We start from the raw sequence: 26,627 nt of genomic DNA on the forward strand, positions 1-26,627 counted from the left end.
GAGCGAGTACTCAGCCGCCGCACGGCCAGCATCAAGTTTTGTGCGTTTTCCCAGCCTGAACGCCGATTCGCGGAGCAGCGGTGCCGGAAACGATGGGTCCGGGTGCGCGAGCTACGCGGGATCTCGGCAATCGTGCTGTGCGCTCAACGGTTCCAACCTGTCGGCGAGCAGCTTCCGGGTGCCTGGGTCGAGGAGCGCGCTGGGCGCCATGCCCAGCAGCCCTCTGATCACCTGGTGACAGCGCGTGTAGCTGCCGAACCCGGCTTCGAGCGCCGCATGAGTCAAGTGGCTGCAGCCCTGTTCGAGCAGCTCGAGGAGCTTCAGCGTTTGCAGCCGGTTCTTGTACTCCGTCAACGACAGGCCCTGGTCGCGGCGAAATTTGCGGCTCACATCGCCGCGGTTGCTGGCCAGGCGTCGGGTCAGCTCGTCGCGGCGGAGGCTCGGCGCCTCGAGCAGCAGGGCCGCAGCTCGGTGGCCAAGGCTCACCTGCGGAGGAGGTGTCATCTGGGCCAGCGCTGCAAACAAATCGAGCAGCCGTCCTTCGACAGCCGGGTTGTCGCGGCTGCTGGGCACCTGGGCCATGGCGTCTGCACAAGCCGACAAGGCGGCCCCGTCAAGGCGCTGCTGAGGCCGAGAGAAGCTCGGCGCGCAGCCGTGCTCGCGCGCGAACGCATCGATCAGCTCGGGCCGGAACCCTACCACGTGGAGCTCGAGGTCTGGGCTGGCGTCTTCGAGATAGTGATCCAGCCCGGGCGGATACCAGAACAGCGATCCGCGACCCATCAGAACGCGACGGTGCCCCACGCGGAAGATGGCAGTTCCGCGGACGACGAGATTGAACTCCGGTTCGTCGTGAAAATGGGCTGGTCGCCTGTAGGCGGGATGATATCGCCAGGCGTGGGCGCGTCGACCTTCGGGCATGGGGAACGACTGCCACAGCAGGTTCACGGTAAGCCCAAGGATAGTGCAGCCTGGTCAGGGAAGCACTGCGCTGGAGGTGTGCAGCGGCCCTTTTGGGCAGCCGGGGACCTTCAAACGCACATTCCTGGATGTGCTTCGAGGAGCGGGGGCCAGGACCAGCCAACGGTTCCCGAGAAGTCAAGCCCTCGCTGCTGCTCGCGTCTCGTACAGCCATGCTGTAGCTGTTCGAGGTGATCCACGGCTGGCGGTAGCGGCTCACGCGGTGGAGGCTCCCACCCCTGGGTGATCCACCCGATGGGTTGCTTCTCGGGTGAAAGGGGCCGAACGACGGGCCGCCGAGCCCGCCGGTGCAGCTGCAGCGTCGGCGCTCGACCTCCCGCAGAGGCCGAGTTCTCAGGAAGCTCTCAGGATCCTCTGGCATCCTCGGGGGCCATGCGCGTGCTGTTGGTCGAAGACGAGGAGCGGCTGGCGCAGGCCATCGCGAGCGGCCTCGCGGCCGAGGGCTTCACCGTGGACGCGGTGCGGAGCGGGGCGGACGGGCTGTGGCGCGCGACCGAGGGCCAGGCGCGCGCCCGGATCGCCGCGGGCGAGCGCCTCTTCAACACGCGCGAGGTCATGATGCGCGGCGTGTCCGGCTTCAATGACGAGCTCGGGCGCGCCGAGGTGGTGGCGACGTGCACGAGCTGCCACAACACCCCGAACGTCGGGACCAACTCGGAGGGCCGGCTCATGGATATCGGCGTCAGCGACGCGTCGCGCCGGACCGCGGATCTGCCGCTCTACACGTTCCGGGAGAAGAGCTCGGGCGCGCTCGTGAAGACCACGGATCCAGGCCGGGCGCTCATCAGCGGCCGCTGGGCGGACATGAACCGCTTCAAGGTCCCGGGCCTGCGCGGCCTGGCGGTCCGGCGCCCCTATTTTCATGATGGGTCCGACAATGCGGCGCTCGTCGCGTTCCTCTCGGCGCTCTGAGACCCCGCGCCGGCCCTGCATCCCGAGCGGGAGGATGCGGCGGTCCATCGCTCGCGGGATATGCTGGATATCGAATCCATTCTGTGCGTGCATGACGACATCGACGAAAGGGAGCTTACGACCGCGAGGTGGCCCGATCCGAGGAGCCGGATGCTAGCTTCACGAAGGCGCGTACAGCGCCGGCGGTCTCGTCAGCGCGGCCGATCAGGAACAGCTCGGCGAAGACGTCCTTCGGCGCGACGAACGGACGATAGACGACGCGGGGAACCTTCACCTGGATCAGCGGTTTTGGAGCCAGCGCCACGCCCAGGCCTGCGCCGGCCAACGACAGCATGCTCAAGGTGGTGTCGGCGCGGTGGACCCGGCTCGGCTCGCGCCCTATCAGGAGAATCAATCTCTTCAGCACGTCGCCACCGGCCTCTTCCGATGGGAACATGATGAGCGGCTCTCCGGCGAGCATCTTCGGCGTCACGCGCCTGTGCGCCGCGAGCGTGTGCTCCTCTGCCATCGCGACCACCAGCGGCCAAGCGCCGATCGGTTGGACGCTCAACCGCGGATCTGCCTTGAGAGTGAACGCCGGGCAGTAGCCGACGTCAACCTCGCCGGTCAACACGGCTTCCGCCTGCCTCGAAGGTGGCATCTCGCCCAGCTCGACCTCCGCGGCAGGATGGGCTTTGCGGAACGCTCGCAGGTGGTCCGTCATCTTGCCAGTGAAGATCGCGTTGCCCGCGTAACCGATGCGAACTTTGCCGATGTCGCCGCGCAGCGATTGCTGGACGATCGCCTTGGCCCGCTCCGCCTGCGCGACCGCCCGCTGCGCCTCGACGACCAGCAATGCGCCGGCTTCGGTCAGCTCCACGCGCCGGCTCGTCCGCACGAACAGCGCGCCGCCGATCTCGTCTTCGAGCGCCCGAATCTGCATGCTCAGCGCCGGCTGAACGATGTGCAGTCGCTGCGCGGCGCGGCCGAAATGGCGTTCTTCGGCGACGGCCAGGAAATAGCGAAGGTGTCGTAGATCCACGACGTTCGACCGTACCATGGACCAATCAGCAGATCAAATCGATCGAGTGGATCAATATATTGTTGTTCTGGTGAATGGGCGGCTATGGTCTTGACGATTCACCGCGGAGAGCCCATGAATCATCATGTTCGGAAGGAGAAGCTCGGGCTCACGGCCATGTCGGTCGCATCGATCTCAGGGACGTTGGCTTTGTGCAGCTGCGAAGACCCTGGTTCGGAGAAAGTCAGCTCCGGCACCGTGATTCATCAGGACGTGACCGTCGTGGACACCCGCGACACCAACGAGAGTCAGGAGCCTATCACCATGAACCGAAGTACCCTGGGAAGAGTCGTCCTCACGTTCGTTCTGGCGAGCGGCGCCATCGCCGCTGTCGGCGCGGACTGGAATAAGACCCACCTGTTCAACCCTGCATGGCATGAGCATGCGCGCTTTCATGGCGCCCTCATGCTGCTCATCCTGTGTGGCGTGACGATCGTCGGACTGTGGATGATGTGGCGGCGGTCCATGGAGCCGCAGGTCGGGTTCGACGTGGCGGCCTGGATCGTCGTCATCATCTGGACGCCCTTCTTCTACATCACGTGGCTCATCCCGGGGACCAGCCTGCTCGCGGGACCCGACGTGCCGCTCCCGGTCGTCGCGGGCGTCCCGCTCTACCCGAACGTGCTCATCGCAGGTACCGAGCTCTTGCTCGCGGCGCTCGCCTACAAGCTCTTCCACAGCGATCCTGCATCGACGGCAGCGCGCGTGGCGAACGCCTGACGAGGAGAGGCGCTTCATGAAATCCACGATCCAAGAGACGATGGGACGGGCTTCATGTCCCGGCGCGCGCGCCCTGCTCGTCGCCACGCTCGTCTCGTGGCCCTCCGTGAGCTGGGCGCACCCGGGCGGCGCCGATGCGGGATTTCTGAAGGGCCTCTTCCATCCGGTGTTCGGCGCGGACCACCTGCTCGCGATGGTGAGCGTCGGTGTCGTCAGCTCGCAGCTCGGCGGAAAGCACCTCCTCCGGATCCCCGCCACGTTCGTCGCCGCGATGCTGGTCGGCGGTCTCCTGGGAATGGCGCGATGGCCCATGCCCCTGGGCGAGCTCTGCATCGCGGCGTCGGTCGCGGCGCTCGGTCTCGGCATCGTCACCACGACCCGTGGCTCCTCACCGTTCCTGCTCTCCGGATGCGTGGCGATGTTCGGTGTCTTTCACGGACATGCCCACGGCCTGGAGATGCCTCGTGCGGTCAGCCCGGCGCTGTATGCCATGGGCTTTCTGCTGAGCACGACCGCGCTTCATCTCTGCGGTCTCGTCCTCGGCGAGCTCGCCGCCGGTCGAGAGTCCCTGTCGCGGGGGCTGCGCTACGCCGGCGCCGCCGTGATGGGGACGGGGATGGTCCTTCTGGTGCGCGGGGCCGGCATCTGACTGGAAGCGGCTCGCCGCGACGGATGCGGGAGGCGAAGAGGGCGCGCGCCCACGCGGTCAGCGACTGGATGGACATGGTGCGCGAGCGTCGGATCATGCCGGCGACGAAGGGACCTGAACCGCTCGTCTCTCAGAGCCGGAACGCGCCCCTCAGCGCCATCCACTCATAGGATTCTCGTCCGGCCTGTCTCAAACCTGTTGGCATGCTCCGTACCCGCGTGTGTAGACCACGTACCTCATGCCCGCCATCTGAACAACGTTCCCGCGCACGGACCGCCCATGGCCGCTAGCCGTGCTCGTTCACGGCCACCGCCGTCTTCATGGTTGCGCCCGACAACCTGGCCAAAGTGGTGAAGCCGCTGCGCGCCGACCACAGGTACGTATCCACGCCCGCAGCGCACACGCTCGTTCTCACCACCTGCCCTCGATCGCTTATGTCATCCGCGCCCGCGACCGAGACACCGGCAGGAGCGGTAAGAAATCCCTGCGGTACGTCAGCTTCAGCAGAGCGTCAGTTACGGGCACGCGCACAGCGCACGCCGATGTAACTGTCGTGAATCGTGGAAGTGTAATTGTAGTGCTTGCTCAAAAACAAGCTGCTGAGGACGCTGAACCAGTTCCCGCCGTTCTGCACACGATTGAGCTTCGGCTCGAGGTACGCGCAGTCAGTGCATGGCACCGGAAAGGGGCCATGCGCGTCCAACCCCCATTCGGCCACGTTTCCCGCCAAGTCGAAGTGGCCCCACCTGCCTTTGCCTGCCGGCACCGAGCCGACGGGTGCAATCGAGTCCAAGTCGCACCCGTTCGAGCCGTATAAGCAATCGTAGACCGCCAAGTCGGCGTTTGGTCCGGGCTGTGTGCCGCCCCACGGGAACAGCCGCTGCTCGTCCCCGCCGACCGCCGCGTAGCTCCATTCCGCCTCCGTGGGCAAACGTCCCCCATCCCAGGCACAGAAAGCCGCGGCCTCGTACCAGGTGATGCAGTTCATAGGCCGCTTATCGTCTTCACCCGCCCAGGTGCTGTATACGAGACTGCACTGGGTGATGAGCTCGATGAGCCTCGACTTATCCTCCGGCAGATTGGCATTCCAAATGACGTCCCAGCCGGTATCGAGCGGATTGTTAGGGTTCTTTCCGGACCCGGCTCCGATCATGTCCTGCGCGTACGCATCGACGAACCTTCGGAAGCGACCGACGGTGACTTCATAGGTGTCGAGTCGAAAGTCGCTCACCGTTGCTGGGTAGTCAGCGTTATTGAAGCGATTGAAGCTGCCGGCGGGCACGGGCAAGGACTCGCAGCAACTGGCGTCACCGTTGATTCCGCAGGTTCGCGGCAGCCCCTGACAACTCGGATTTGGAGAGTCATCGATCGGCCCCTCCCCGTTCGCGCTCCCACCGTTCCCTGAGCCTGCCCCAGCTGCGGAGGTGGATCCTCCCGAAGCCGCCGCGCCCGCCCCCGCCGTTCCTTCCGTCGCGCCATCAGCGCCGCCACACGCGAACGAAAGAGCAGCGACGAAGCTCAACCAGCCCGCCGAAGCCCAATCACGGCTTCCCTTTGTTGCGTCCAACCTCGAGCCAACCTTCCACCGTGCCACCATGAAGCCACGCTATCACGGAGGGAGAAGGAAGTGTAAGGGTTTCGGAGACGTCAAGCCCCACCTTTGGGACCTGCCCTGGGTTGCAAGAACATTCTTCTATGCGATCCGGCCCTCCTGGGAAAACGACGCTATATCAATAATTTATCTATGCATCGAAGCGGCCGCCTTCACTCCACAGTCTGCGGGAGCTCGTCCAAAACGGCCCGGCTTCGCCCCGGCAGGGCGATGCAGAGCCCTCAGCCGCGCGGCGTGCCGGCGCACGTCGTACTCACAGCACGGCCTGCGCTTTCCGGGTCGACTCGCGGCTCAGGCACGATGCCTCACTCTGCGCACGTGGGCCCGTCGGACCAGGTCATCCCGTCGGTGGGATCGCGCGCTCGGCACTCCGGAGCTCCTAGCGGCAGTCCAGGTTGCGTGAGGATCTCCCTCGCTACCGCTGGCTCGGTTACAGCACCTGAAAGACGCATCTCCCCGCCGAGCGCGATCGACCGCCGCTACGCCCGACGCCCGCCTCGGCGCGTCGCGATCCTGCCGTGAGCACCGCCTCGCGCCTCGCCCGGGCCGACCGGGACCTCGCGGCCGGCGAAGCGGCGGCGGTTTCGAGGTAAGCTTTCGCGATCGGCAGCGTATTCATGAAGCAGACGCTTTCTTCCGCGCTGAACCTCATGAACACCACGCCTTCTTCTTCTCGTCGGCGCCTCCGCGCCAGGCTCTTCTCTGCCGCTGCCCTGGCGGCGCTCCTCGCGGCTGCGCCCGAAGCCCGCGCGCAGCTCTGCTGGGGCACCAACTGCCCTCCATCCAGGCCCGCGCAAGGCAGCGCCGGAGGCAACGCGGGTGGCAACGCCGGCGCCGGCGCTCAGGGCGGCACGCGGGGTACGGTGGTGTGGGATCCCTGGACGGGTAAATGGATCCCCCAGGTGGTCATCCAGGGGCAGGGCCAGGCCGGCGCCGGCGCCCAGGGCCAGGCCAGCGGCCACGCCCAGGGCCAGATCCCGCAGCCTCCACCGCCGCCGCCGCCCATCCAGCCCGCGCCTCCCATCCAGCCCGCGCCGACCCCGGTCCCGACTCCGCATTACTCCGGCGGCGGCGGCGGCGAAAGCTGGACTTACCGGTTCCGCCCGTACCTCGGCGTGGGCGGGTGCATCGGCTTCCAGCTGGGCATTGCCGATGAAGAGATCCGCTTCCTCCAGTGCGCGCGCGTGCGCCTCCAGCCCTGGGCCTACGTCGGCTTCGGCGTGGATGGCACCTATACCGTCGGCGCCGACGACGAAATGAACTCCGGGCAGCCGTTACCGCCGGAGCTCGAGGCGTACCGCCACGAGTTTTACGCGTGGCCCTACCTCTCGATCCACCCGTTCGACTCGCAGATGTCGCCCTACCTGCGCCTCGGCGCGAACATCGGCACCGCCATCATGCTCGGCGAGGGCTGGAGCGAAGACCGCTCGTACCTCGGCGCCCACGCGGGGCTCGGCTTCGACGCGAACATGACGAAGCACGGGATCATCACCATGGACATCCTGGGTTTCCGCGTGACGCGCCTCGACGACCTGCCCCGCCCGGACGGCCGCGAGGGCCGCGGCGGCTGGGGGATGCAGATGCGCTTGACGCTCAGCTACGCGTTTCTGCTGTGATCGGCGCTCCCGGTCGCGGGAGCACGGAGGCGCCACGCTTCACGGTAGGTGGTTGATGACCGCTGCTACCGCCACCGGAACAGGGTCCACCAGCTTCGCTTGGGCTTTGCGGCGGCGCGTGAAGCGCCGCCATCACCATCGCTCCCGGCGCCCTCCCCGTCGAGCGAATAGCCCCGCTCCACGATGGCGCCGCTCACCATCGTCGTGAAGAGCATCCGCAGGGACTCCTCCTGTTCGAGCGGCGCGACGAAGCCGAAACCGAACAGAAGCAGGTCTCCGTAGGCCTCGCAGAGGAACAGCTCGTACACCGCCCCGGGGGCGAGCTTCGTGCACTCCTCCAATCGGTGCTGCTCGAACGCCACGCCCTGCCAGCTCGTGCTCTCGCGGAGGTGACGCAGCGGCGCCTTACCCTTCACGAATCCGTCGACGTGCCGCCGTCGTTCCTCCTCGTCCCGCCCTCGCCCGACGATGACGTAGAAGTCGAAGCTCACCCCCACGAGGGCGACGGCGTTGTACCCAAAGAAGCCGGGCTTCTCGCGGACGTCCCCCTCCTCGTACCAGAACTCGGTCAGCCGAAGGGGGTAGGGGCCCACGTGAACGAGCTTCGGCTCAATCATGGTCATGCGCTCCAGGCGGAGCTCGACCGATACCACGGCGGCCGAGCAGGTCACGACGAAGAGTGCCCCTCACCATCGCCGCCGCGGACGCGCGCTGGTTCGAGGGGCACGCCGCGCACGAGCACCGTGCCCTTCGGGCCGGCCGCAACCCGCAGCGCCGTGAAGGGGCAGCCGGTGCCCGCGGCGCGTTGAACGCGAGTCGAGGCGAGGCGATCGCGCCGACGCGCTCTTCCACGACCCCCTGGCGCGGGTCCTGGCCGGCGAGCGCGGCGCCGCCATCGAAGCCGCCATGGGCGGCTCCACCGTGGCCTCTCTGGTGACCCGCACGGTCTCCTTCGACCGGCTGCTGCTGGAGCGCCTCGCGGAAGGCGGCATCGACACGATCCTGAACCTCGCCGCGGGCCTCGACACCCGCCCCTACCGCTTGGATCTGCCCGCGGCCCTGCGCTGGATCGAGGCCGACCTGCCGGGGCTGGTCGCCTACAAGGAGGAGGTCCTCGCGAGCGAAAGGCCGAGGTGCCATGTCGAGCGCCACCCGGTTGATCTCTCCCAGCCCGACGCGCGCCGGGCCCTGCTGGCCGACGTCGGCGAGGCCTCGAAGGGCGTCCTGGTGCTGACGGAGGCCCTGCTGCTGTACCTGGAGGCCGACGTCGTCGCGGAGCTGGCCCGCGACCTGGCCGCCGTCCCGGCGATCCGCACCTGGCTCACGGACTTGCTGCACCCTGCCCTGCTGCCGATCGTGCTGCAGCGCTGGCAGGGGCTGGGGGCGGACGCCGAGAGCCGACCCCGCTTAGCACCGGAAGGGGGGCCGGCCTGGTTCGAGCCGATGGGCTGGGCCCTGCGCCACCAGCTCTCCGCGCGGGAGGAAGGCGAGCGCCTGAACCGGCCGATCGGGCCGCCCCCGCCGGAAGCCCAGCGCGAGGCGGCCCGTTGGATGAACACCTACGTCCGGTTGGACCGGACCTAGAACACCAATCAATCATGTTGAAACCCGGAGAATTTTCACAGGGAGGCGGGGAGGCGGGGAGGAAGAAAAAAAAGAATCTCGCCGTCTCGCCGTCTCTCGCTCCCCGCCTCCCTGTGAAATGGTGATCGCCGTTGGCACCTGGTCGCGTCGAGCACGCCCCGAGGGCTGCGCCGTTCACCGCGGTACACGTCGCGAGGGGCGAAAGGTCGCTGGCGCGGCCTGAGGACCGCGAGGCCGTCGACCCTCTATCAGAGGCAGGCGTCCGTGGTGATCTGCACGTCGTCGATGTTCCAGCCGGACGAGTACCCGCCGCCGAAGTGGACGAAGACCCGCCAGCCGAACCGGATCTTCAGGTTCGGATTCCGGTAAGGCGTGAGGTCATACGTGACCTTCGTCCAGCTGGAATCGAGGACGCTGCTCCCGGCGCCTAGCGTTGACTGGTAGATCCCCACCCAGCTGGTCCCGTCGAAGACCTCGATCTTGACATGGTTGCGGCTGAGCGTGTTCAGCCATCGCCAGAACGACAGGGTGACCGCTCCGTCAACGTCGGTGTCGAGGGTCGGGCTGGTCAGATAATGGTAGGGGAACGTGGAGGCCGCGATGGGCGGGCAGCCGCCGAGGTACACGCCCGCGACGCCGTTGTCGTCGGTGGGCGTGTGGTCGGACGCGGGGTCGGAGGGGGTGCTCGGGTGCTGGCAGGTCGACACCTTGGTCGGGCCGATCTCCCATCCCGTGCCAAGAGTCCAGCCCGCCGCGTCGTCCGAGAAATCCTCCTCGAAGAGGAGGGTTGTGCCACAAAGATCGGCGCTCGTGCCGAGCTCGGCGAGCTCCTCGTGGATCTCCTTCTCGTCGATCCCGGGCTCCCACGCCGGTCCCGCCGCGCAACCCGACGCGCAGAGGCCGAAGCATACCGATAGCGGTCCGAGCCAGCGTTTCATGACCATTCCTCCTGTAGGGTAAACGATCTGACGCAGGGCCGCACCAGGCAGCCAGCGCCGATCACGGCTGCCGAATCCTACGCGGATGGGAACCCGAGGGACAGCCGCTCATTGCTGCGCCCGGCAAATCCGTGGCGTCCGCTGGCGACAGACACCAGCAGGCGCGCCTCCCTGCGACGCCCCCGCCTGCGCGGGGCCGAAGAAGGCCAGAGAGGCGCCCCCGCCTTGAGCGCTCGCGGCGCGCGCCGCCGCCGGAGGCGGCCCGCGCGGCGCCCCCTTTACTTGCCGCCGTCGACCGGAAGCCCCTCGGCCCGCATCGCCCCCTGCACCGCGGGGCGCGCGGCCACCCGCCGCTGGTACGCGAGCAAATTGGGGAAGGCCGACAGGTCGACCTTGACGAAATTCGACCAGTTGGTGACCGTGAAAAGGTAGGCGTCGGCCACGGTGAACTGCTCGCCGAACAGGTAGGGACCCTTCGCGAGCGCCGCCTCGATCACGCCGTAGCGCTTGCGCAGGTACTCTTCGCGCTCTTGCCGCTGCTCGGGCGAGGTCTTCGGGTTGAAGAGCGGGCTGTAGGTCTTGTGCAGCTCAGAGTTGATGTACCCGAGCGTCTCTTGCACGCGGTAGCGAGCCATCGTGCCCGGCGGCGGCACGAGCTTCGCTTCGGGCTTCTGGTCGGCCAGGTACTGAACGATGGCCGGCCCCTCGGTCAAGACCTCGCCGCCGTCGAGCTCGAGCGCGGGGATGTACCCCTTCGGGTTGATGGCCAAAAAGTCACGGCCCGACGACGTCTTCTTGGACGCGAGGTCGACCTTGTCGAGCGTCAGCTCGATGCCGAGTTCGCGGGCGACGACGTGCGGAGACAGCGAGCAGGCACCGGGAAAGAAATACAATTTCATAGCAGCATCCCTCGAATCATGTGGTGTTGTTGAGATACCCGAACGACCCCGCCACCGCGACGCGCCCCCGGGCGTTCGGGGCGGCGAGGGCCGGGCGGGCGCGGGGGTCGGCGAAGGCCCCCGCGCGCTCCGGCGAAGCCCGTCGCTTCGGCGAGGGCCGCGGCGCGCCAGCCCCGATCGCTCGGGGCCGGCGCCATCGAGACCAGCAAGCTAGCGCGCGAAGTTACTCTTGGATACTAGCCAGGTGCGAGATACCTGAAAAAGGGGTATCTTCGGGGTTACCCATGGCACTGCCGGTGCGAAAAAATCGCGTCCCCCCGCCGCCCCTCTGCCCGCTGACGGTGTGCATGGCGCTCCTGCGCGGGGCCTGGGCGCCGAACGTCATCTGGTCGCTCAGCGGGCAGCCGCGCCGGTTCGGCGAGTTGCGCGTCGACATCCCGCAGATCTCGGCGCGGGTGCTGAGCGCGCGCCTGCGCGAGCTCGAGGCCAAGGGCATGGTCAGCCGCCGCGTCATGCCCACCTCGCCGCCCTCGGTCGAGTACGAGCTCACCCCGCTCGGCCAGGAGCTGGTGCCCGCGCTCCTTGCCATCGTCGAGGTCGGCAGAAAGCTCAACGTCCGAGAGCCTCACACCTTGCCGGGGCCCGGGGCACGCTCGCGCAGGGGCGCGGCCGCCCCGGCGCGAAGCCACACCGCCTGAGAGCGGGGCCGGCCCTCCGCACCCGCTCGGCCGGCGCCCGCGTCAGAACCGAGGGGCGGCCTTCGCCCGGCGTCGCGCGGCCCGACCTCGCGGCCGCGCCGCGGCCCCCCGACCATCCGCCACGAGCTGCCCACGCGCCGTGGCCGTGCAGCCCTACGCCGCTGCTCCTGCCTCAGCATGACGACCCCAGTCCTGGGCAGCGCCGAAGCGGGGCCCGGAGACGAAATGTGAACGTTCACAAAAGCGATGTCAACTCGAAACGACCGCCGGCGACCGCCCTCGCGCCCCGATGGCAGACAGGTCTCCTCCCGGGGCGCCGCGTCGAGAGGGGCGGGCATGGGGCCGCGGTCACACAGGCGATGCAGCGCCGCCACCACCGGCGCGCGGCGGCGCGGCCTCGATCGGGCGATGCGGACGCCACGCGCCGCCTCGCGCGCCAGCTGCCGATGCGCTGCTCGGCCTCGAGTTCGTCGATCGGGCCGGCGATGATCGCGGAAGGCGCCCGCCCCTCTTGCCGCGGCGCTCCGGACGAGCCCGCCTGCCTCGTGCTCCCCGGGATCGAGGTAGTTTACGGACCTGTCGATTGGAATTGACGGTCGCCATGTGATCGTTCACATTTGCGCCGAGGGTTATCCTCGTTGCTGCGTCTTGCTCGGGTCGCCACGCGTTCCGAGGCCATCGTCGTCTGATCTATTTTTCGCACCAACTCTGTTCGCTCGGTCGTCGCGGGAGCGATCCGCTGAAGGATGGGGATTGGCATCGGGCCGAGGGGGCTCCACCAGAGAACACGGCATGCCGCGCTCGTTCGGCGGCTGTGGTGAAATCTCGAGTGCTGTTCACCGGAGATGATTCCTTCAAAGATCCGGCGGTGCTGGCGACGTGGCCGGATCACAACCTTCGGGGACGGCGTAATCTGTGTTGAGGAGCATGAACCCTCAGAGCCACGTGTCACGGAGGATGTCCCTGGCCATCCTGGGCTCTGCCGCTCATGGAGACCGCGGCCCTCCAGATCGCGCTCTACTCGGGGGTGCTGGTCTGTTATGACGCGGCGCGCTGCCTGCGTTTCCTGGTCGACCTGATCAAGGGTGACGCGGCGATGGGCCTCGGCGCGGTGGGCATGACCTTCGTCATCCTGTCGAGGGTATCGACCTATCGGTCGGCTCCGTCGTCGCGCTCACGACGGTCCTCGTGGGCACGCTGGTAGCCGGTGGTTGCCACCCGCTGTTGGCGTCCTGTGTCGGCCTCGCGGTGTCAGTCTCGCTCGGCGCGATGACGGGGCACCTGATCCATCGGTCTTCTCTGCCCCCGTTCCTGGTGACGCTCGCGGGCATGTCCTTCGCCCGCGGCGCGGCGTTCCTCGTCAGCATGCAGCCCATCGGCATCGATCCCATGATTTATTTACCAACCCCGGAGAGCGGTCTGGGCAGTGCTCGAGCGCGATGGTGCGACGGTCGCCGAGTGAATCAACGGGAGGCCTCGTCGCTGTCTGGCGCGGCGTGGTCTCGTTTTTAATTTTCTTGATACAACGCATTCGAGATCTGGATCTGAAAGGAGCTATCATGAGCAAGAGAATCTTGCAGTACCGGCGCTCGCTCTCGGGCGCCACCGCGTTGGCTGTTTCGCTTCTGTTTGGAGCCCTCACTCCAGGGGTGGCGTCCGCCTCGGACCCCGTCGAGAAGCTGCAGGAGTTCGAGCTGGACGAGGTGAGCGTGACCGACACGTATTACCAGAACATCTCTTCGAAAGAGCTCGCGTACATCATGAGCCTCGACCCCAGCCGACTTGTCGCGGGCTTCAAGGCGGTGTCGCAAGGAAAGGACCCTGGGAGCTCGTCGGGCCTCAATCTCTACGGCGGGTGGGAGGGTGGCTGGAGCCTTCTGCGCGGGCACACGGTAGGCCACTACATGTCCGCCATGGCGCGAGCGTACCAACAGCTCAAGAGCTCCGACCCGGAGCAAAGCGCCGCCATCGCGCAGAAGCTCGACTACACGATCAGCCAGTTGAAGTCATTTCAAGACGCGAGCCCCAGAGGATACCTGTTCGCGTCGCCGGAGACGCATTTCGACGTCGTCGAGGGGAAGGCCAGCGGCTCCAGCTGGGCGCCATGGTACACGATGCACAAGATCATCGCAGGCCTCATCGACGTCTACGAGTTCGAAGGAAATGCAACAGCCCTCGAGATCGCGAGCAAGTTGGGGGACTGGACCTACAATCGCAGCTCGGCCTGGAACGCGGAGCTTCGAAAGAAGGTCCTGGGCGTCGAGTACGGCGGCATGAACGACTGCCTGTACGACCTGTACAGGCTGACGAACAACGCCAACCACCTGGCGGCAGCCCACATCTTCGACGAGGACTCGCTCTTCACCCCGATTTCTCAAGGCACCAACGTCCTGCCGGGCAAGCATGCCAACACGCAGATCCCCAAGTTCATCGGCGCCCTGAACCGCTACCGGACGCTGGGCGAAACGGAGAACTTCTACTACACCGCGGCAGAGAAGTTTTGGACCATCGTGTTGAGGGACCACACCTATGTCACCGGTGGGAACAGCCAGCTCGAGCATTTTCACGAACCCGGGAAGCTGGACGCGCAGAGGGACAATGTAAACAACGAGACGTGCAACTCGTACAACATGTTGAAGCTCTCGAGAGGGCTCTTCAAGGCCACGGGGGACGTCAAGTACGCCGACTACTACGAGCAGACCCATATCAACGAGATCATGTCTGCCGTCAATCCGACGAACGGAATGACGACCTACTTCAAACCCATGGGAACAGGGTATTTCAAGCTGTTCGGCAAGCCGGAGGACACTTTCTGGTGCTGCAACGGGACCGGTATGGAGAACTATACCAAGCTCAATGACAGCTTGTACTTCCATAACGACACGGATCTGTACGTCAACATGTTCCTCAGCTCGACGTTGACCTGGTCCGCGCGGGGTCTGTCGTTGAAACAGACCTCGAATTTCCCTCTTTCCAACAAGGCAGTCTTCGAGATCACCGCCGCCCCGGCCGATGCGGTCACGATCAACTTCAGAAAGCCCTCCTGGGTTGCTTCGTGCCAGCCCGTGACGATCACGGTCAACGGTCAGGCGTGCGACGCGACGGAAGCGGACGGCTATCTCACGGTAGGTCGCACCTGGAAGCCCGGAGACAAGGTGGAGATCACGCTGCCGATGGAGGTGAAGGTGTCGAGGCTCCCCGACAACCCCAATGCGGTGGCGTTCGTCTACGGACCGGTCGTCTTGAGCGCCGGTCTCGGGACGGAAAGTATGCTGTCGGAGCCCCAGTGGGCATCTGCGAAGGCTACCATTCCCCCTGGTGTTACCATCAAAGACACCATCGGCATCAACAACGGCATCACGATCAACGAGTGGATCGCCGACATCAAGAACAACCTGGTTCAAACCCCGGGTAAGGCGGAGTTCACGCTGCGGAACACGGACTCCGATAGCACGTTGAAGTTCACTCCCCACTATCAGCGATACGAAGATAGGTACGGCATCTACTTCCGTCTCGCTGGGACGGCGGGTGAAACCATCCCGGACGACGGCGTATGCGAGCCCCCTCCTGGAACTGGCAAGCTGTGCGATACCGTCTCGTCTTCGGAGAACGTCGGCGCGACTGGCAGCGGAGCGACCGGCAGCGGAGCGACTGGCAGCGGATCGGCGGGCAGCGGAGCGACCGGCAGCGGATCGACTGGCGGCGGGTCCGAGGGCAGCTCCGGTGGATCGGGGGGCGCGGATGGTGGCACCACGGACCAGGGCAGTTCGGGTTGTTCCTGCAGCGTCATTCGTGCTTCTTCGGAACGCTGGCAATTCGCCGCGCTGCTCGGCCTTGGCCTGGTCGCGTGGCGCCGGGGGAGACGTCGTGAGGCGCCGCAGGGGTCGCGGATCTCTGGTGCGCTCTAAGCCTCCACATCTGCCTGCGCCCGAGCGATCTTTCGCCGCTCGGGAAGCATGAACATGGTTCGACACTCGACCAGCTCATTCGCACAGCGGTAGCGATGGTCGTTTGGGAGCGTGGCGTCGACGCGCCGCTGCGCAGGCGCCTTGTGCGACGCGAGCGCGCGGCGGCGTGGACGCGGCGGCCGAGCTCGAGGGCGGTGAGCAGCCGTCGGGCGTCGTGGAGCGTGAGCTCGGTCCGCTGCGTGAGCGCGTGGGGCATCAAGCGCCCGAGCTCGAGCAGGCCGTGCATGCCGAGCACGCGCGAGGCCGCGCCGAGGATGCCGAGCACCAGGTCGACAAGGGTGGCCTCCGAAACGGTCGGCACGTCGACGAGCGTGGCGGCGGGGGGGCCGGCCACTCGCCGCAGCGGGCGCGTGGGCGGATGTGCTGCGGGGCGCCGCTTGCTCATGCAGGGGCCTGCGCGCTACCCTGTACCTCATGGAGCGCACCACCCCGAGGAGCGATCAGGCTGATCCCTCACGTACCGACGAGGACGACCGCGTGCGCCTCCTTCGTGCCGTTGCACAGGGGCTGGCCGATGACGCCGCGGGCCGGGTGATGGACACGAAGGCGCTCATGGACTCGCTGGAGCGCGAGGTTGGGCCGATCGCGTGGCCGTAGTCTGGACGGAACGAGCACGCGACGACTTGGTTGCCGTCTTTCACTTCATTGCACGCGATGATCGGAAGGCTGCTGCGCGCTGGATCGCGCGCCTCCTCGAGCAGGCGGAGCTCGTCGCGATGGCGCCGGTCGGGGAGCGCGTTGTGCCGGAGCTCGGGCGCAACAACGTCCGCGACGTTTTCCTGAGGTCCTATCGAATCATCTACCGCGTCGCCGGTGACGACATCCGGATCTTGACGGTGTTCGAGGGACACCGGCGGCTGCGTCTGGAGGAGATCGAGAAGGAATAGCCGTCACCTGCCTGTGCCGGCGCACCGCCTGGCCAAGTCGCGTCTCAGCGTCTGCCTGCCGTCGCAAGATACTTACAGGTCTCACCCACCAAGGGGCCCTCGGCTCTCGTTTGAGGGTGTGGTGCAACAACGAATCGCACGCCGTGCGGCAAACTGCCGATCGCCTCGATCGGGGATGGATACCCGCACACAGCATACGGCCAGCCGAGATGCTGTAGAAATGGGCGGGCCCATCCCAGGCCCGTAGGAGTTTGCGGAGCGCAAGGTGCGCGGATGCCTGCCTGTTCGCGAAGGAGCGCAGCACGAAGCTTCAGCGCCAGCATGCCCAGTCGGGGACAGGCTGTTTCACCGGCGCGTTGGTTGGCGTCGCGCAGGACCGAAGGCTGGACCGGTGTCAGCGGAGGAAGACGGAGGAAAAGCGCTCGGCGGGGGTGACGATGACGTGATCGTCGAGGGTTACGCCGATGAGGTGGGCGGCGTGCTCGACGGCGTTGGTCAGGAAGACGTCTTCGTCGGTGGGCTTGGGGTCGCCGCTTGGATGGTTGTGGCAGAGCACGAACGAGGTGGCGGCCATCTCGAGGGCGGCGCGCAGCACGTCGGCCTGCTCGACCAGGGTGCCGCCGAGGCCGCCGCGGGAGAGCATGCGGACGCCGCGCACGCGGTGGTGGACGTCGAGCGCCGCCATCCAGAGCTCCTCGTGCACGAGGTGGGCGAGCATGGGTTCGAAGAAGCGGGCGATGTCGCGCGGCGCGATCGCGCGGCGAGGTCGCACCGGGGATGCCGAGCACCAGGTCGACGAGCGTGGCCTCCGGGGCGGTGGGTACGTCGACGAGCGTGTGGCCGTCGTCTGCGCGGAATCTTCAGGGAGGTTCGAGTCGCACCGGTGGTGGAGACCGGCCCACCTCGGGCATGGCGGGTGACGTCGGGGAGCGTTGCCGCTAGACTGACCGCAGCCGCGAGGGAGCCGGAGGAAGTATCATGCAAGCCGCGAAGATCGCCATTGTCATCCCCGCGGATCGCCGCGTCGAGCTCGAGCTTCCCGCCGATCTTCCAGAAGGGCCGGCGGAGGTGATCGTGCTCATCACCTCCCAGCAGAAGGCTGCGCCACGCGACAGACGCGCTGCGCTTGGCATGGATCGCGGCAAGGTCCAGGTCGCCGATGACTTCGACGCGCCGCTACCGGAGGACCTGCAGCGGGCGTTCGACGGCGAGACATGAGGTTGCTTCTCGATACGCATTGCTGGCTCTGGCTCGTCGCCGAACCCGAGAGGATCCGGCGTGACGTGGTGGAGATGCTCGTCGCAGAGGACAACGACGTCTACGTCTCTGCTGCGTCGGCCTGGGAAATTGTTATCAAGCATGCGCTCGGAAAGCTCTCGCTTCCCGTGCCGCCGGCCGAGTACATCCCTTCGCGCATGGCTGCCCTCGACCACCGCTCTCTGCCCATCGAGCAACGGCACGCCCTCCAGGTCGCCGGGCTTCCGCCACATCACAGGGATCCCTTCGGTCGAATCCTGGTCGCGCAGGCGCAGGTCGAGGACATCCACCTCGTCACCGCCGATCGGCTCATGGGGCATACAATGTCCGCGTGATCTGGGCAGACCCGTGAGCAACGAGGAGCTTCCCGAGGAAATCCAGAGGATCGGCGGTCTCGTGCCAGTGCGTGCTTGTCAGGTCACGAGCCTTTGACGACGGGGAACCTGGCCCAGAGCTCGCGGCGCGCCTCGTCGATCGTTTCGTCCGAGGGAGCTGGACCAGGATCCCGCAGGAGTCCTCGCACCGGTCGAAGCGCAGTGCTCGAGGCCGCTTGCTGCTCCGTCGCGGAAGCCGTCTCGTTCGGGTTCTCTTCCAGCGCGCGTACCATTTCATCCAGCTTATTCCGCTTGGACCATGGCAGCCGGCGGATCCGCGCCATGAGGTCGTCGATGTGCATGTACCCATTGTACGGATCCGAGCTCCGTCGAGCACCTGGTTCGTTGCCTTGGGCGTGAGCTCGTGGCCGTTGACGGACGCTGCGTTAGCGTGGTGATCGACGTCGGTCTGCTCCCGCAGCTTCAGGAGCGCACGGTGCGCGGACGCCTGCATGTTGCCAGGGAGCGCAACGAGAAGCTTGCAACGCCGGATGCCTTGTCGAGGACAGTCCGGCATCCGCGCCGTGGTTGGCGTGGCGCACGACCGGCAACCGGGCTGGACCGGCGTCAGCGGCGGAAAACGGAGGAGAAGCGGCCGGCGAGCCTGTCGCGAGGCGACACCGGCGAGCCAGGTGCGGAGGGGGTCGGCTGGGGGAAGAGCGGGGGAGGGGCGGAAGCGGCCGGCGCGTATGCTGCGCCATGCGCCGAGGAGGGTGTCCTGCGTGAGGTCGTCGAGATCGGCGGGGAGGACGCCGCGGGCGCGGAGGGTGCTGCGGATGAGCGGGCGCTGTTCGAGGAGCGCGGGGGCGTCGAGGTAGACGGCGGGCTGAGGTGGCTGGTGCGGGCCGCGGGCGAGCCGGCTGCGAGCAGCGGGGCGGGGGCGGCGGCGGGAGGGCGGATCGATCTCATGGCCCCCGTCGGGTCGTAGACGTACTGTTTCCATGTCGGACCTCGTTTGCGCGGGGTTCGGCCACGCCGCCCGAGGTGTTAGCGCACCTGCGGGTTCGGAATAATGATCCAGCAGATCGGATTTCCTTGACCTGCCGGCTGCCAGTCGGCGTCTACGCTAGCAGCGCGGCATCACTCAGGAGCAGCTCGCGGAAGCCGCCGAGATCGAACTGCGGACCATGCAGGCGATCGAGGTTGGGCGGCAGAGCATGAGCCTTGGCACGCTCGTCAGGCTCGCGAACGCGCTGGATGTGTCCGTGCCGCACCCACGCATCGTGGAAAGGTAGCGTACCTGACGGCGACCCCCGCCTTGTCAAGGAGACCAACGCAGGAGTGGCTGCTCTTGGCATTTTCCCCCGCAGTGCGTGGGGCATGAGGGTCATGGATGGTCCTGCGCGCGTAGGGGCGGTTCGTCGGACCCGCACTGACCCTTATCGGCGCGGGGCGGGCGCGAGTTGCGTAGTGCATCACAGCTGATTGCGACGTTGGGCACAGGGCCGGTCTTCACGAGGACGTGGCAGGCACCCGTTCCCGAGGAGCTCACATGTCACTAGTATTTTAGGACCCTAATCACCAGACAGAAGGCCGACCTCGACGAGGCGCGCGAGGACGCACCCAGCAGGCAGCCGTCCCCGGCGGACCTATGTTGCGCCGAAGGTCCCATCGTCGTATGCTTCCTCCATGAACGCCGCAAATATCGCCAAGATCAACGAGCAGGCGCTTCGGAGGCTGATCGCTGCGCACGCTACGCGCTTTGACGAGCCGCTTGTGCTTGCGGTTCGGTACAAGCACGATGATCGTGATATGCACCTCTTGGAGGTGCTCGAAGGATTTCCGGGGGAGCCAGGGGAAGCCCCATTCGAGACGGAGTTCGTTTCATCCCCCGAGCTTCTGCTAGTGGGCAAGCTTCACTTGACGCTCGTCAGTCCTGCCGAGCTCATCTCGTTGGTTGAAAACGATGCAGAAATTGCGAAATGTCTTCGCGCAGACGGAACAGTTGAGTACTACACGTCGAGCGCACGACCGCTGATCGAAGCCCTTGGGCTCAAAGTGTCCGCGTCCTCTTCCGAGAAGCAAGCCCGCCAAGAGCTACTCGGTGAATTCGCTGCGACGGTGACGCCGGAGGAGATGGAGGCAATCCGCAAGAGCTGGGCATCGTAACATGGGCCCGAATCTTACGTTTGATTCTGGTGCGCTCATCGCATTGGAAGGTCGCCGCGCAAACCTGTTGAGGATCGTCGCGACTGCCACAGCAGACGACAAGCTCATTTTCGTGCCGCAGGTTGTTCTTGCGGAGTGGTGGCGCGGATGGTCAAAGCATCGAGCTGAAATTTTACGATCAGTGCGGTTAGATCCGCTCACGGATGCACAGGCGAAAGCGGCAGGTGAAGCACTCGCGGCGTTGGGCGAAGATACGGAACGAAAGGGGTCGAAGCTCACCATCGATGCCTTGGTAATGGCTTCTGCGTCCAGCAGAGGAGATATCGTTTACACGAGCGATCCGTCTGACTTGGAGAGGCTTCTTGACATTTTCAAAGGGGTCAAGCGCATCGAGAAAGTTTGAGCTGCCCAACAGGGCGCTGGTGGTGCTGACCTCGCCTGCGGCGCTGCCGCACACCGCCGTGTCGTTGGGCGGCCGTGGAGGAAGCATGGTGGATGTTATGCTTCGTCGAGCTGCGCGCCTCATCGTTTTCGACTCGTCGGGGCGCCTGCTTCTGTTTCACTACCAGGACCACAGGGGTCTCTGGTGGGCGACGCCCGGTGGAGGTCTTGACCATGGGGAGGACTTCGAAGCAGCAGCCGCCCGCGAGGCCCGTGAAGAGCTCGGCGCCGCTGAGGTCGTCCTGAAGCCCCTCTGGGAGCGGACGACAGAGTACGAAGCACGTGGGCGCCCGATCCGCCAGTTCGAGCAGTTCTTCCTGGTGGTCGATGGCGTTCAACCTGACGTCGTTCACCACCAGATCGTTGAGCACGATCGCGAGGGCATTCGGGCGCTTCGCTGGTGGACTCTCGAGGATCTTGCCCACACCACGGATCAGGTCTTTCCGGAAGACATCCACTCAAGGCTCACTGACCTCCGAGCACACAATCCAGAGTTGTTTCGCTGAACGTCGACTGGCAGCCCAGAGCGCGCGGGCGCCGCCCAGCAAGCCGTTGCAGCAGGCGGCCGCGCCTGGTCGTAGACTGCAGTGTCCTGCCTCTCATCGCCACGTGCTGCCTGGTGCTTTCCTGATGCGGCCGCTGCTGAACGGCGGTACGTTGGATGGTCACATGCATCCGAGTACACCGGAGTTTCGCTCCATTCGCGAGCTGTCCCCGGACGCGGTCGCGCCCTTGCTCGAGGCGAGCGCCGGCGAGGGGTTCCGGTTCGTGGCACGGCTCGTGGCCGAGTGGACGGCGGGCGCGACGCGGTTCGACGGGCCCGGGGAGTTGCTGGTCGGCGTCTACGTGTCCGGGCGGCTCGTGGGAGTAGGTGGCCTGACCGCCGACCCGTACACGGCCGCCCCCGGCGTGGGGCGGCTGCGCCGGCTTTACGTGCTCCCCGAGATGCGGCGGCAGGGGATTGGGCAGCAGCTGGTGCGGGCCCTGGAGGCGCACGCGACAGGGCGGTACGCTGAGCTCGTGCTGCGGACGGATACTTCAGCCGCGGCCCTGTTCTACGAGCGGCTCGGGTACGAGGTGGTCGCCCTGGGCGGGACGGCCACGCATCGGAAGCGGCTGGCGATGCCGGGCGGCGCTCCCGAGCGGGCCATCCAATGAATCGCTGCAGCTGACGGGGCGGTTCGGGAATCCTGGCAGCGCAGGGCTCGGCGAGGGCCGCCGCGCAGCTGAACTCTTTCGTTAGACCGTCGTGAGCAACCCGATCCAGGTTCGGGTCGCCGTCGCCGATGTCAGGGACCGAGTCGTGGACGACAGCGCCCGCAAGACGGCGCTGCGCAGGCGCAGAGTGGGTCCCATCATGAGTCTGAACGTCCAGACGTCCCCCTATGCCTCTTGAGGGTGAACCTCGAAATGTCCCCCGGATATCTCTTGAGCTGAACGCCAAATAAGGCTGAACGCCGAAATGTCCCCGGATCTCTCGAGGAGGCACCAGCTCGTCTCGCTCAAAAAACGGGAGCCCTCCCCCGATAAGGCATTGCCGTTCATCATGATGAAATGAGACAATGCTCAAGCGAGGCGCAGGGTCTCAACCAGCCTTCTCGTGCTGGTCGCAAAAACCGCCCTCGCTGCTTCTGTCCGGCTCCTGGAGCCGGACATAACACCTGAGGTGAGCGCCATGTACACCTGGAGGAGCGGCATCATCGTCGCCGCAACGTTCGCGGCTGGATGCATAGGTTCCGTCGGCGACGACCCCGTCGACACGGGGCCGGGCGGGGAAAGTTCCACCGGAGGCACGGGCGGCAAGCCGGGCTCGCCGGGCTCTCCGAACGGGGGCACGCAGTGCACGCCCGGAATCGCGTCAACCTCCCAGATCCGGCGCCTGACCAACGCGCAGTACGACAGGACGGTACGCGACCTCCTCGGCGTCACGGCGCTGAAGGCCTCTGGCGACGCGGCGCCCTCGACGCTGCTGGCGACGGATCAGGCAGGCAGCCTCACGGACCTCGGCTGGAGCGCCTACACGTCCGTGGCCGAGATGATCGCCGCGCAGGTGATGGCGGATCCCGCGCTCAAGAGAAACTTCCTGAAGTGCACCCCCACCGCCGATAGCGCCGCGTGCCTGCACGACACCATCGTCGAGTTCGGCCGGCGCGCCTTCCGCCGGCCGCTGACGCAGGCGGAGGTCGCGAGGTTCGACGCCATCGCCGCAAAGGGCCCCGAGATCACCCCCAACGGAGCTCCGGAGGAGGTCGCCGAGGCGCTGCTGTACATGTTCCTTATCTCCCCCTCCTTCATCCAGCGCGCGGAGATCACGGAGGCGCCCGACACCGCCGGGCGCTTCGCCCTCTCGAGCCACGAGGTCGCGTCTCGCCTCTCCTACATGCTCTGGGGGACGATCCCGGACGACGCCCTGAACCAGGCCGCCGACCAGGGGCAGCTCTCGACCCCGGAGCAGATCCTGGCGCAGGCCCAGCGGATGCTGGATGACCCGAGGGCCCAGCAGATGGTGGCCGGCTTCCACCGGTACTACCTGGAGCTCGGGGCGAACACGCGCTGGGACTCGGCGCAGCGGGACACGAAGCTGTTCCCCGTGTTCGATCGCTCCCTGATCCCGATCCTGGCGGAAGAGACCGAGCGGTTCTTCGAACACGTGGTCTTCACGCGCGGCGGCACGTTCCAGGAGTTCTTCCTCAGCACGACCGCCTTCGTGAACGCCGCGACGGCGCCGCTCTACGGGCTCGACCCCGCCAACTTCGGGGCCGAGCTCCAGGAGGTCACGCTCGACCCGACCCAGCGGCCGGGGTTCCTGACGCGGGTGGGCTTCCTCAACACGTACTCGTCGTACAACCGCACCTCGCCCATCCTCCGCGGCGTGTTCATCACCAAGGACGTGCTCGGCATCGACCCGGGCACCCCACCCCCCGGCGCGCTCGAGACACCGCTGCCGGAAGGGGCAGATCTCGACACGAACCGCAAGCGCGTGGACGCGCAGACGGCGGGCGCCGCCTGCGCCGCGTGCCACCACAACTTCATCAACCCGCCAGGCTTCGTGATGGAGGCGTACGACGCCGTCGGGAGGTGGCAGACGCACGAGGCGTCCACCGGCGCGCCCATCGACACGGTCGCGGACGTGCTCATCGACGGGCAGCCCGTGAAGGTCGCGAACCCGGCCGACCTGATGGCGAAGCTCGCGGCCTCACCGAACGCGCAGCGCCAGTACGCGCAGAAGTGGGTCTCGTATGCCTACGAGCGCGATGGTCACCCGCTGGACTCGTGCACGGTGAGCGACCTGTCCGCGAAGATCACCGCCGGAGGATACACGATCCTCGATCTCGTCACGGACCTCACGCAGTCCGAGTCGTTCCGGACCCGAGCCGTAGAACTGGAGTAGGCCCATGAAGCGCAGAGTCTTTCTGAAGGGTGTTGCAGGCGCCGCGCTGGCGGCTCCGTTCCTGAGCTCGCTCCACGAGCAGGAGGTCAAGGCGCAGCCCGCGCCGGCGCCGAAGCGCATGGTGATCTTCTACACGCACAACGGGTGCCTCACCAACCGCTGGTTCCCGAAGATCGAGAGCGGCCCCCTCACGGCCGAGCACCTCGCAGGCACCACGCTGGCGGGGCTGACCCCCTTCGCGTCGAAGCTGCTGTTCCCGCGCGGCCTCAAGATGTTCAACTCCTACGCGGAGATCCAGACCATCGACCCGCACGACCAGGCGATGGGCTCGAAGCTCACCTGCGCGCTGATCAACGACGACAAGACGCGGTACGCGACGTCCCACTCGCTCGATCACGAGATCGCGAAGCAGATCAACCCCGGCGGGACGAGCCCGCTGGTGCTCTCGGTCGGCTCGGCGAGCACGAACATCAAGGAGGTGCTCTCCTTCTCGGCGCCGAACACCGCCTTCCCGGCCGTGGTCAACCCCAAGACGGTGTACAACCAGCTCACCGGGCTGTTCGGGGGCGGGGCGACGACCGAGGGCGATTACCGCGTCAAGCGCGGGGAGAGCGCCATCGATCTCGTGAGGGAAGACCTCCGGAGCTACCAGTCGCTCAACATGAGCAAGGCCGACCAGCGCCGGGTCAGCGACTGGCTCGACCTGCTCCGCAGCACGGAGCAGAAGCTCACGCCCGCGGCGTGCAACGACGCGACGGCGACCGCGAACGGCGTCACGGCCAGCGCTGTCGACGCCGCCAGCTCGGGCGGCGGGTTCGGCGGGGGCCTCGCAAAGTCGTTCACGGCCGGCGGCGACATGATGATGAACCTCATCGCGCTGAGCATGATCTGCGACATGAACCGGTCGATCATCCTCGTGTATCCCGGCTACGTGACCTTCGGCTGGGACGGCATCCAGCACGACGCCGACCACCACGGCCTCTCGCACCGGAACGGGTCGTTCGAGGTGGGCGGGACCTGCAAGAACGGCGTGCTCGACATGATCGCCGAGATCGACGCCTGGTACGCGAGCAAGTACGTGCGGCTCGTCACCCTGCTCGACAGCATCGTGGAGGGCGACGGCACCCTGCTCGACAACACCGCCACGATGTGGCTCCCGGAGCTGGCCGACGGCAACGCCCACAACACCAACAACCTGCCGATCGTGATCGCCGGCAGCGCGGGCGGGTACCTCAAGCAGGGCCAGGTCGTGAACCTCGAGGGCAGGAACCTCGGCACAGGCAACAGCGAGGCAGACTGCACCGGCGACGACACGAGCGTCGGCTTCGGGACGGGCTCGAACACAGGCAACGTCCCCATCAACAAGCTCTACGTGACGCTGATGAACGCCGTCGGCTGCAAGGCGCCGGACGGCGGGCCCGTCGAGACGTGGGGTCAATTCGATAGCAGGGACGCGGAGGCCGGCATCACCAAGCCGGGCGAATTCACCGAGCTCAAGGCCTGAGCGCTCACGGATCCCGGCCGGGCGCGAGGCCCAGCGCCGCGCTGGGCTCGCCAAGGCCGGGGTCCTTCCCCTGGTCGGCGCCGCGCGCCGGTTCGAAGGGGCGCTGCCCGCGCAGCCACGCGTCGGCGAGCGATCCCGGCCCGCTCAGGAGCAGGTGCATGGCCGCCGTCAGCTCCAGGGGGCGCATGTCGAGGCGGAAGAGCTCGGAGAGGCCGAGCTGCAGGCCGGCGCTGATGGCATGGAAGGCGCGGATGGGCTCCATGAACGAGCGTCCCCCCACGCCGCTCGCCAGGAACGCCGCCCGCGCCTCCGGGTCCCGCAGCCTTGTCGCGCACTCTCCCGCGTCGAGCGAGTTCATGCCTCGACAGGAGAGCGGCCGAACGTCGTAGATCGAGCACCGCCCCGACGCCAGGAAAGGGCAGGGGTGGTCCGGCGAGAACCGCTCCGCCGACGGCATGTCTCGCGTCCGCTCGTGATGCTCGGACACACGCCGAGCCACGCGCGCGAGCTCCGCGTCCGGCAAGGTCGTCTTCAGGTGATCGGCGATCGCGAGCGCCTCCGGCGGCGTGACCCCGACCGCCTGATAGCAACAATGGTCGCAGCCCGCCCTGCACGCCACCGCGCCGCCCGGCGCGCGCGCCAGGAGCCCCGCCGCGAGCCGCGACATGGCCGCCATCGCGCTCCGCGCCAGCTCGACCGCGCCATCCACGCTCGGATCGACGCGCAGGACCGCATAGGCCGTGTTGGCGGCGGCCGCCGCGACGTCGTTCTGCCACGCCTCCCGGAACACCGGGCTCCTGAGCACCACGCGCTCGTTCCCGCTCGCGGGGTCGCGATGGACCGCGAGGTGCACGCGGCCCGCGACGTCCTTGTGGGCGAGTCGCCGGCCCTTCTTCCCGGACGACGGGCGCGCCTTGCTGTTCCTCTGATTCATGATCGCCCGTCCCTGAAGGTGGCCACTGCCGAGCGCTCGAGGAGACAGCTGAATATCACACCGCCGAGCCGCCTACCAGACCTCCAGCGCCAG

28 protein-coding genes and 2 pseudogenes are annotated in these 26,627 nt (G+C 66.8%); 20 read left to right on the plus strand and 10 right to left on the minus strand.

Annotation, left to right across the window (positions count from 1 at the left end):
• Positions 1-111: 111 nt before the first annotated feature.
• Positions 112-948: an AraC family ligand binding domain-containing protein gene (locus WME89_RS06450; protein WP_438008360.1), complete on the minus strand. Its 837-nt coding sequence runs from the start codon at positions 946-948 to the stop codon at positions 112-114.
• A gap of 405 nt (positions 949-1,353) precedes the next feature.
• On the opposite strand from WME89_RS06450, the gene WME89_RS06455 reads away from it, so the two are divergent.
• On the plus strand, positions 1,354-1,893 hold the full coding sequence (locus WME89_RS06455; protein ID WP_438008361.1) for a hypothetical protein: 540 nt from the start codon (positions 1,354-1,356) through the stop codon (positions 1,891-1,893).
• Between the two features lie 115 nt (positions 1,894-2,008).
• Here the strand turns inward: WME89_RS06455 and WME89_RS06460 are convergent, their stop codons facing one another.
• Positions 2,009-2,914, minus strand: coding sequence for a LysR substrate-binding domain-containing protein (locus WME89_RS06460; protein WP_438011905.1), 906 nt, complete (start codon positions 2,912-2,914; stop codon positions 2,009-2,011).
• 303 nt (positions 2,915-3,217) lie between these two features.
• Between WME89_RS06460 and WME89_RS06465 the strand changes: the two genes are divergently transcribed.
• Together WME89_RS06465 and WME89_RS06470 are read left to right on the plus strand one after the other, a co-directional pair.
• On the plus strand, positions 3,218-3,673 hold the full coding sequence (locus tag WME89_RS06465; RefSeq protein WP_438008362.1) for a DUF6640 family protein: 456 nt from the start codon (positions 3,218-3,220) through the stop codon (positions 3,671-3,673).
• 16 nt (positions 3,674-3,689) lie between these two features.
• Positions 3,690-4,322 (plus strand): HupE/UreJ family protein, encoded by a 633-nt coding sequence (locus tag WME89_RS06470; protein WP_438008363.1) that lies wholly within the window; start codon positions 3,690-3,692, stop codon positions 4,320-4,322.
• Positions 4,323-4,833: 511 nt separating this feature from the next.
• On the opposite strand, the gene WME89_RS06475 is transcribed toward WME89_RS06470, so the two are convergent.
• Positions 4,834-5,604 (minus strand): formylglycine-generating enzyme family protein, encoded by a 771-nt coding sequence (locus WME89_RS06475; RefSeq protein WP_438008364.1) that lies wholly within the window; start codon positions 5,602-5,604, stop codon positions 4,834-4,836.
• Positions 5,605-6,551: 947 nt separating this feature from the next.
• Here WME89_RS06475 and WME89_RS06480 point away from each other — a divergent pair.
• The gene (locus WME89_RS06480) at positions 6,552-7,550 is read left to right on the plus strand and encodes a hypothetical protein (protein WP_438008365.1); all 999 of its coding nucleotides are present in this window, start codon (positions 6,552-6,554) and stop codon (positions 7,548-7,550) included.
• 65 nt (positions 7,551-7,615) lie between these two features.
• Here WME89_RS06480 and WME89_RS06485 read toward each other — a convergent pair whose 3' ends face one another.
• Entirely contained in the window at positions 7,616-8,173 is a 558-nt protein-coding gene (locus WME89_RS06485; protein ID WP_438008366.1) for a hypothetical protein, read from the minus strand.
• 208 nt (positions 8,174-8,381) lie between these two features.
• Between WME89_RS06485 and WME89_RS06490 the strand changes: the two are divergent.
• A pseudogene (locus tag WME89_RS06490) lies at positions 8,382-9,134 on the plus strand (class I SAM-dependent methyltransferase); the annotation flags it as partial.
• Between the two features lie 248 nt (positions 9,135-9,382).
• Here WME89_RS06490 and WME89_RS06495 read toward each other — a convergent pair.
• Both WME89_RS06495 and gstA read right to left on the minus strand, forming a co-directional pair.
• On the minus strand, positions 9,383-10,072 hold the full coding sequence (locus tag WME89_RS06495; protein ID WP_438008367.1) for a hypothetical protein: 690 nt from the start codon (positions 10,070-10,072) through the stop codon (positions 9,383-9,385).
• A 278-nt stretch (positions 10,073-10,350) separates the two neighbouring features.
• Complete coding sequence (gstA, locus tag WME89_RS06500; RefSeq protein ID WP_438008368.1) at positions 10,351-10,971, minus strand: glutathione transferase GstA; 621 nt, start codon at positions 10,969-10,971, stop codon at positions 10,351-10,353.
• Between the two features lie 284 nt (positions 10,972-11,255).
• Here gstA and WME89_RS06505 point away from each other — a divergent pair, with 284 nt between their 5' ends.
• From WME89_RS06505 to WME89_RS06530, 6 genes are all read left to right on the plus strand, one after another.
• Positions 11,256-11,669 carry a winged helix-turn-helix transcriptional regulator gene (locus WME89_RS06505; RefSeq protein ID WP_438008369.1) on the plus strand — a complete coding sequence of 138 codons (414 nt, stop codon included), beginning with the start codon at positions 11,256-11,258 and terminating at the stop codon, positions 11,667-11,669.
• Between the two features lie 988 nt (positions 11,670-12,657).
• On the plus strand, positions 12,658-12,873 hold the full coding sequence (locus WME89_RS06510; RefSeq protein WP_438008370.1) for a hypothetical protein: 216 nt from the start codon (positions 12,658-12,660) through the stop codon (positions 12,871-12,873).
• Complete coding sequence (locus WME89_RS06515) at positions 12,858-13,181, plus strand: hypothetical protein (protein WP_438008371.1); 324 nt, start codon at positions 12,858-12,860, stop codon at positions 13,179-13,181. The genes WME89_RS06510 and WME89_RS06515 overlap by 16 nt, the downstream gene beginning before the upstream one ends.
• Before the next feature lie 47 nt (positions 13,182-13,228).
• The gene (locus WME89_RS06520) at positions 13,229-15,577 is read left to right on the plus strand and encodes a beta-L-arabinofuranosidase domain-containing protein (RefSeq protein ID WP_438008372.1); all 2,349 of its coding nucleotides are present in this window, start codon (positions 13,229-13,231) and stop codon (positions 15,575-15,577) included.
• A gap of 474 nt (positions 15,578-16,051) precedes the next feature.
• Complete coding sequence (locus WME89_RS06525; RefSeq protein ID WP_438008373.1) at positions 16,052-16,234, plus strand: hypothetical protein; 183 nt, start codon at positions 16,052-16,054, stop codon at positions 16,232-16,234.
• Complete coding sequence (locus WME89_RS06530; protein WP_438008374.1) at positions 16,225-16,524, plus strand: type II toxin-antitoxin system RelE/ParE family toxin; 300 nt, start codon at positions 16,225-16,227, stop codon at positions 16,522-16,524. Before WME89_RS06525 ends, WME89_RS06530 begins: the two co-directional genes overlap by 10 nt.
• A gap of 394 nt (positions 16,525-16,918) precedes the next feature.
• Here the strand turns inward: WME89_RS06530 and WME89_RS06535 are convergent, their stop codons facing one another.
• Complete coding sequence (locus tag WME89_RS06535; RefSeq protein ID WP_438008375.1) at positions 16,919-17,296, minus strand: JAB domain-containing protein; 378 nt, start codon at positions 17,294-17,296, stop codon at positions 16,919-16,921.
• Between the two features lie 206 nt (positions 17,297-17,502).
• Between WME89_RS06535 and WME89_RS06540 the strand changes: the two genes are divergently transcribed.
• Together WME89_RS06540 and WME89_RS06545 are read left to right on the plus strand one after the other, a co-directional pair.
• A complete protein-coding gene (locus WME89_RS06540) occupies positions 17,503-17,742 on the plus strand; it encodes a hypothetical protein (RefSeq protein ID WP_438008376.1) in 240 nt (79 codons plus the stop codon).
• Positions 17,743-17,807: 65 nt separating this feature from the next.
• Complete coding sequence (locus WME89_RS06545; RefSeq protein WP_438008377.1) at positions 17,808-18,116, plus strand: type II toxin-antitoxin system VapC family toxin; 309 nt, start codon at positions 17,808-17,810, stop codon at positions 18,114-18,116.
• Positions 18,117-18,199: 83 nt separating this feature from the next.
• Here the strand turns inward: WME89_RS06545 and WME89_RS06550 are convergent, their stop codons facing one another.
• Together WME89_RS06550 and WME89_RS06555 are read right to left on the minus strand one after the other, a co-directional pair.
• On the minus strand, positions 18,200-18,457 hold the full coding sequence (locus WME89_RS06550; protein WP_438012101.1) for a hypothetical protein: 258 nt from the start codon (positions 18,455-18,457) through the stop codon (positions 18,200-18,202).
• A gap of 353 nt (positions 18,458-18,810) precedes the next feature.
• Positions 18,811-19,098: pseudogene (locus WME89_RS06555) on the minus strand (sigma factor); the annotation flags it as partial.
• A gap of 136 nt (positions 19,099-19,234) precedes the next feature.
• Between WME89_RS06555 and WME89_RS06560 the strand changes: the two are divergent.
• The 7 genes from WME89_RS06560 to WME89_RS06590 all read left to right on the plus strand — a co-directional run bounded on the left by WME89_RS06560 (position 19,235) and on the right by WME89_RS06590 (position 25,600).
• Positions 19,235-19,390 (plus strand): helix-turn-helix transcriptional regulator, encoded by a 156-nt coding sequence (locus WME89_RS06560; protein ID WP_438011906.1) that lies wholly within the window; start codon positions 19,235-19,237, stop codon positions 19,388-19,390.
• Between the two features lie 394 nt (positions 19,391-19,784).
• Positions 19,785-20,264 carry a hypothetical protein gene (locus WME89_RS06565; RefSeq protein ID WP_438008378.1) on the plus strand — a complete coding sequence of 160 codons (480 nt, stop codon included), beginning with the start codon at positions 19,785-19,787 and terminating at the stop codon, positions 20,262-20,264.
• A gap of 1 nt (position 20,265) precedes the next feature.
• Positions 20,266-20,667, plus strand: a complete 402-nt coding sequence (locus tag WME89_RS06570; RefSeq protein WP_438008379.1) for a PIN domain-containing protein — start codon at positions 20,266-20,268, stop codon at positions 20,665-20,667.
• A complete protein-coding gene (locus tag WME89_RS06575) occupies positions 20,627-21,211 on the plus strand; it encodes an NUDIX domain-containing protein (protein ID WP_438008380.1) in 585 nt (194 codons plus the stop codon). Before WME89_RS06570 ends, WME89_RS06575 begins: the two co-directional genes overlap by 41 nt.
• 163 nt (positions 21,212-21,374) lie before the next feature.
• Entirely contained in the window at positions 21,375-21,863 is a 489-nt protein-coding gene (locus tag WME89_RS06580; protein WP_438008381.1) for a GNAT family N-acetyltransferase, read from the plus strand.
• Between the two features lie 721 nt (positions 21,864-22,584).
• The gene (locus WME89_RS06585) at positions 22,585-24,096 is read left to right on the plus strand and encodes a DUF1592 domain-containing protein (protein WP_438011907.1); all 1,512 of its coding nucleotides are present in this window, start codon (positions 22,585-22,587) and stop codon (positions 24,094-24,096) included.
• A 4-nt stretch (positions 24,097-24,100) separates the two neighbouring features.
• Positions 24,101-25,600, plus strand: a complete 1,500-nt coding sequence (locus WME89_RS06590) for a DUF1552 domain-containing protein (RefSeq protein ID WP_438008382.1) — start codon at positions 24,101-24,103, stop codon at positions 25,598-25,600.
• 4 nt (positions 25,601-25,604) lie between these two features.
• Here WME89_RS06590 and WME89_RS06595 read toward each other — a convergent pair whose 3' ends face one another.
• On the minus strand, positions 25,605-26,534 hold the full coding sequence (locus WME89_RS06595; protein WP_438008383.1) for a YkgJ family cysteine cluster protein: 930 nt from the start codon (positions 26,532-26,534) through the stop codon (positions 25,605-25,607).
• Positions 26,535-26,627 lie beyond the last annotated feature (93 nt).

The organism is Sorangium sp. So ce321, from assembly GCF_051530195.1.
GTDB lineage: Bacteria > Myxococcota_A > Polyangia > Polyangiales > Polyangiaceae > Sorangium.

Bases quoted from the DNA above. Each gene is read 5' to 3' on its own strand.
- WME89_RS06455 (WP_438008361.1), top strand. From the start codon at position 1,354: ATGCGCGTGCTGTTGGTCGAAGACGAGGAGCGGCTGGCGCAGGCCATC.
- WME89_RS06465 (WP_438008362.1), top strand. From the start codon at position 3,218: ATGAACCGAAGTACCCTGGGAAGAGTCGTCCTCACGTTCGTTCTGGCG.
- WME89_RS06470 (WP_438008363.1), top strand. From the start codon at position 3,690: ATGAAATCCACGATCCAAGAGACGATGGGACGGGCTTCATGTCCCGGC.
- WME89_RS06480 (WP_438008365.1), top strand. From the start codon at position 6,552: ATGAAGCAGACGCTTTCTTCCGCGCTGAACCTCATGAACACCACGCCT.
- WME89_RS06485 (WP_438008366.1), bottom strand. From the start codon at position 8,173: ATGACCATGATTGAGCCGAAGCTCGTTCACGTGGGCCCCTACCCCCTT.
- WME89_RS06495 (WP_438008367.1), bottom strand. From the start codon at position 10,072: ATGAAACGCTGGCTCGGACCGCTATCGGTATGCTTCGGCCTCTGCGCG.
- gstA (WP_438008368.1), bottom strand. From the start codon at position 10,971: ATGAAATTGTATTTCTTTCCCGGTGCCTGCTCGCTGTCTCCGCACGTC.
- WME89_RS06505 (WP_438008369.1), top strand. From the start codon at position 11,256: ATGGCACTGCCGGTGCGAAAAAATCGCGTCCCCCCGCCGCCCCTCTGC.
- WME89_RS06510 (WP_438008370.1), top strand. From the start codon at position 12,658: ATGGAGACCGCGGCCCTCCAGATCGCGCTCTACTCGGGGGTGCTGGTC.
- WME89_RS06520 (WP_438008372.1), top strand. From the start codon at position 13,229: ATGAGCAAGAGAATCTTGCAGTACCGGCGCTCGCTCTCGGGCGCCACC.
- WME89_RS06525 (WP_438008373.1), top strand. From the start codon at position 16,052: ATGGAGCGCACCACCCCGAGGAGCGATCAGGCTGATCCCTCACGTACC.
- WME89_RS06540 (WP_438008376.1), top strand. From the start codon at position 17,503: ATGCAAGCCGCGAAGATCGCCATTGTCATCCCCGCGGATCGCCGCGTC.
- WME89_RS06550 (WP_438012101.1), bottom strand. From the start codon at position 18,457: ATGCACATCGACGACCTCATGGCGCGGATCCGCCGGCTGCCATGGTCC.
- WME89_RS06565 (WP_438008378.1), top strand. From the start codon at position 19,785: ATGAACGCCGCAAATATCGCCAAGATCAACGAGCAGGCGCTTCGGAGG.
- WME89_RS06570 (WP_438008379.1), top strand. From the start codon at position 20,266: ATGGGCCCGAATCTTACGTTTGATTCTGGTGCGCTCATCGCATTGGAA.
- WME89_RS06580 (WP_438008381.1), top strand. From the start codon at position 21,375: ATGCATCCGAGTACACCGGAGTTTCGCTCCATTCGCGAGCTGTCCCCG.
- WME89_RS06590 (WP_438008382.1), top strand. From the start codon at position 24,101: ATGAAGCGCAGAGTCTTTCTGAAGGGTGTTGCAGGCGCCGCGCTGGCG.
- WME89_RS06595 (WP_438008383.1), bottom strand. From the start codon at position 26,534: ATGAATCAGAGGAACAGCAAGGCGCGCCCGTCGTCCGGGAAGAAGGGC.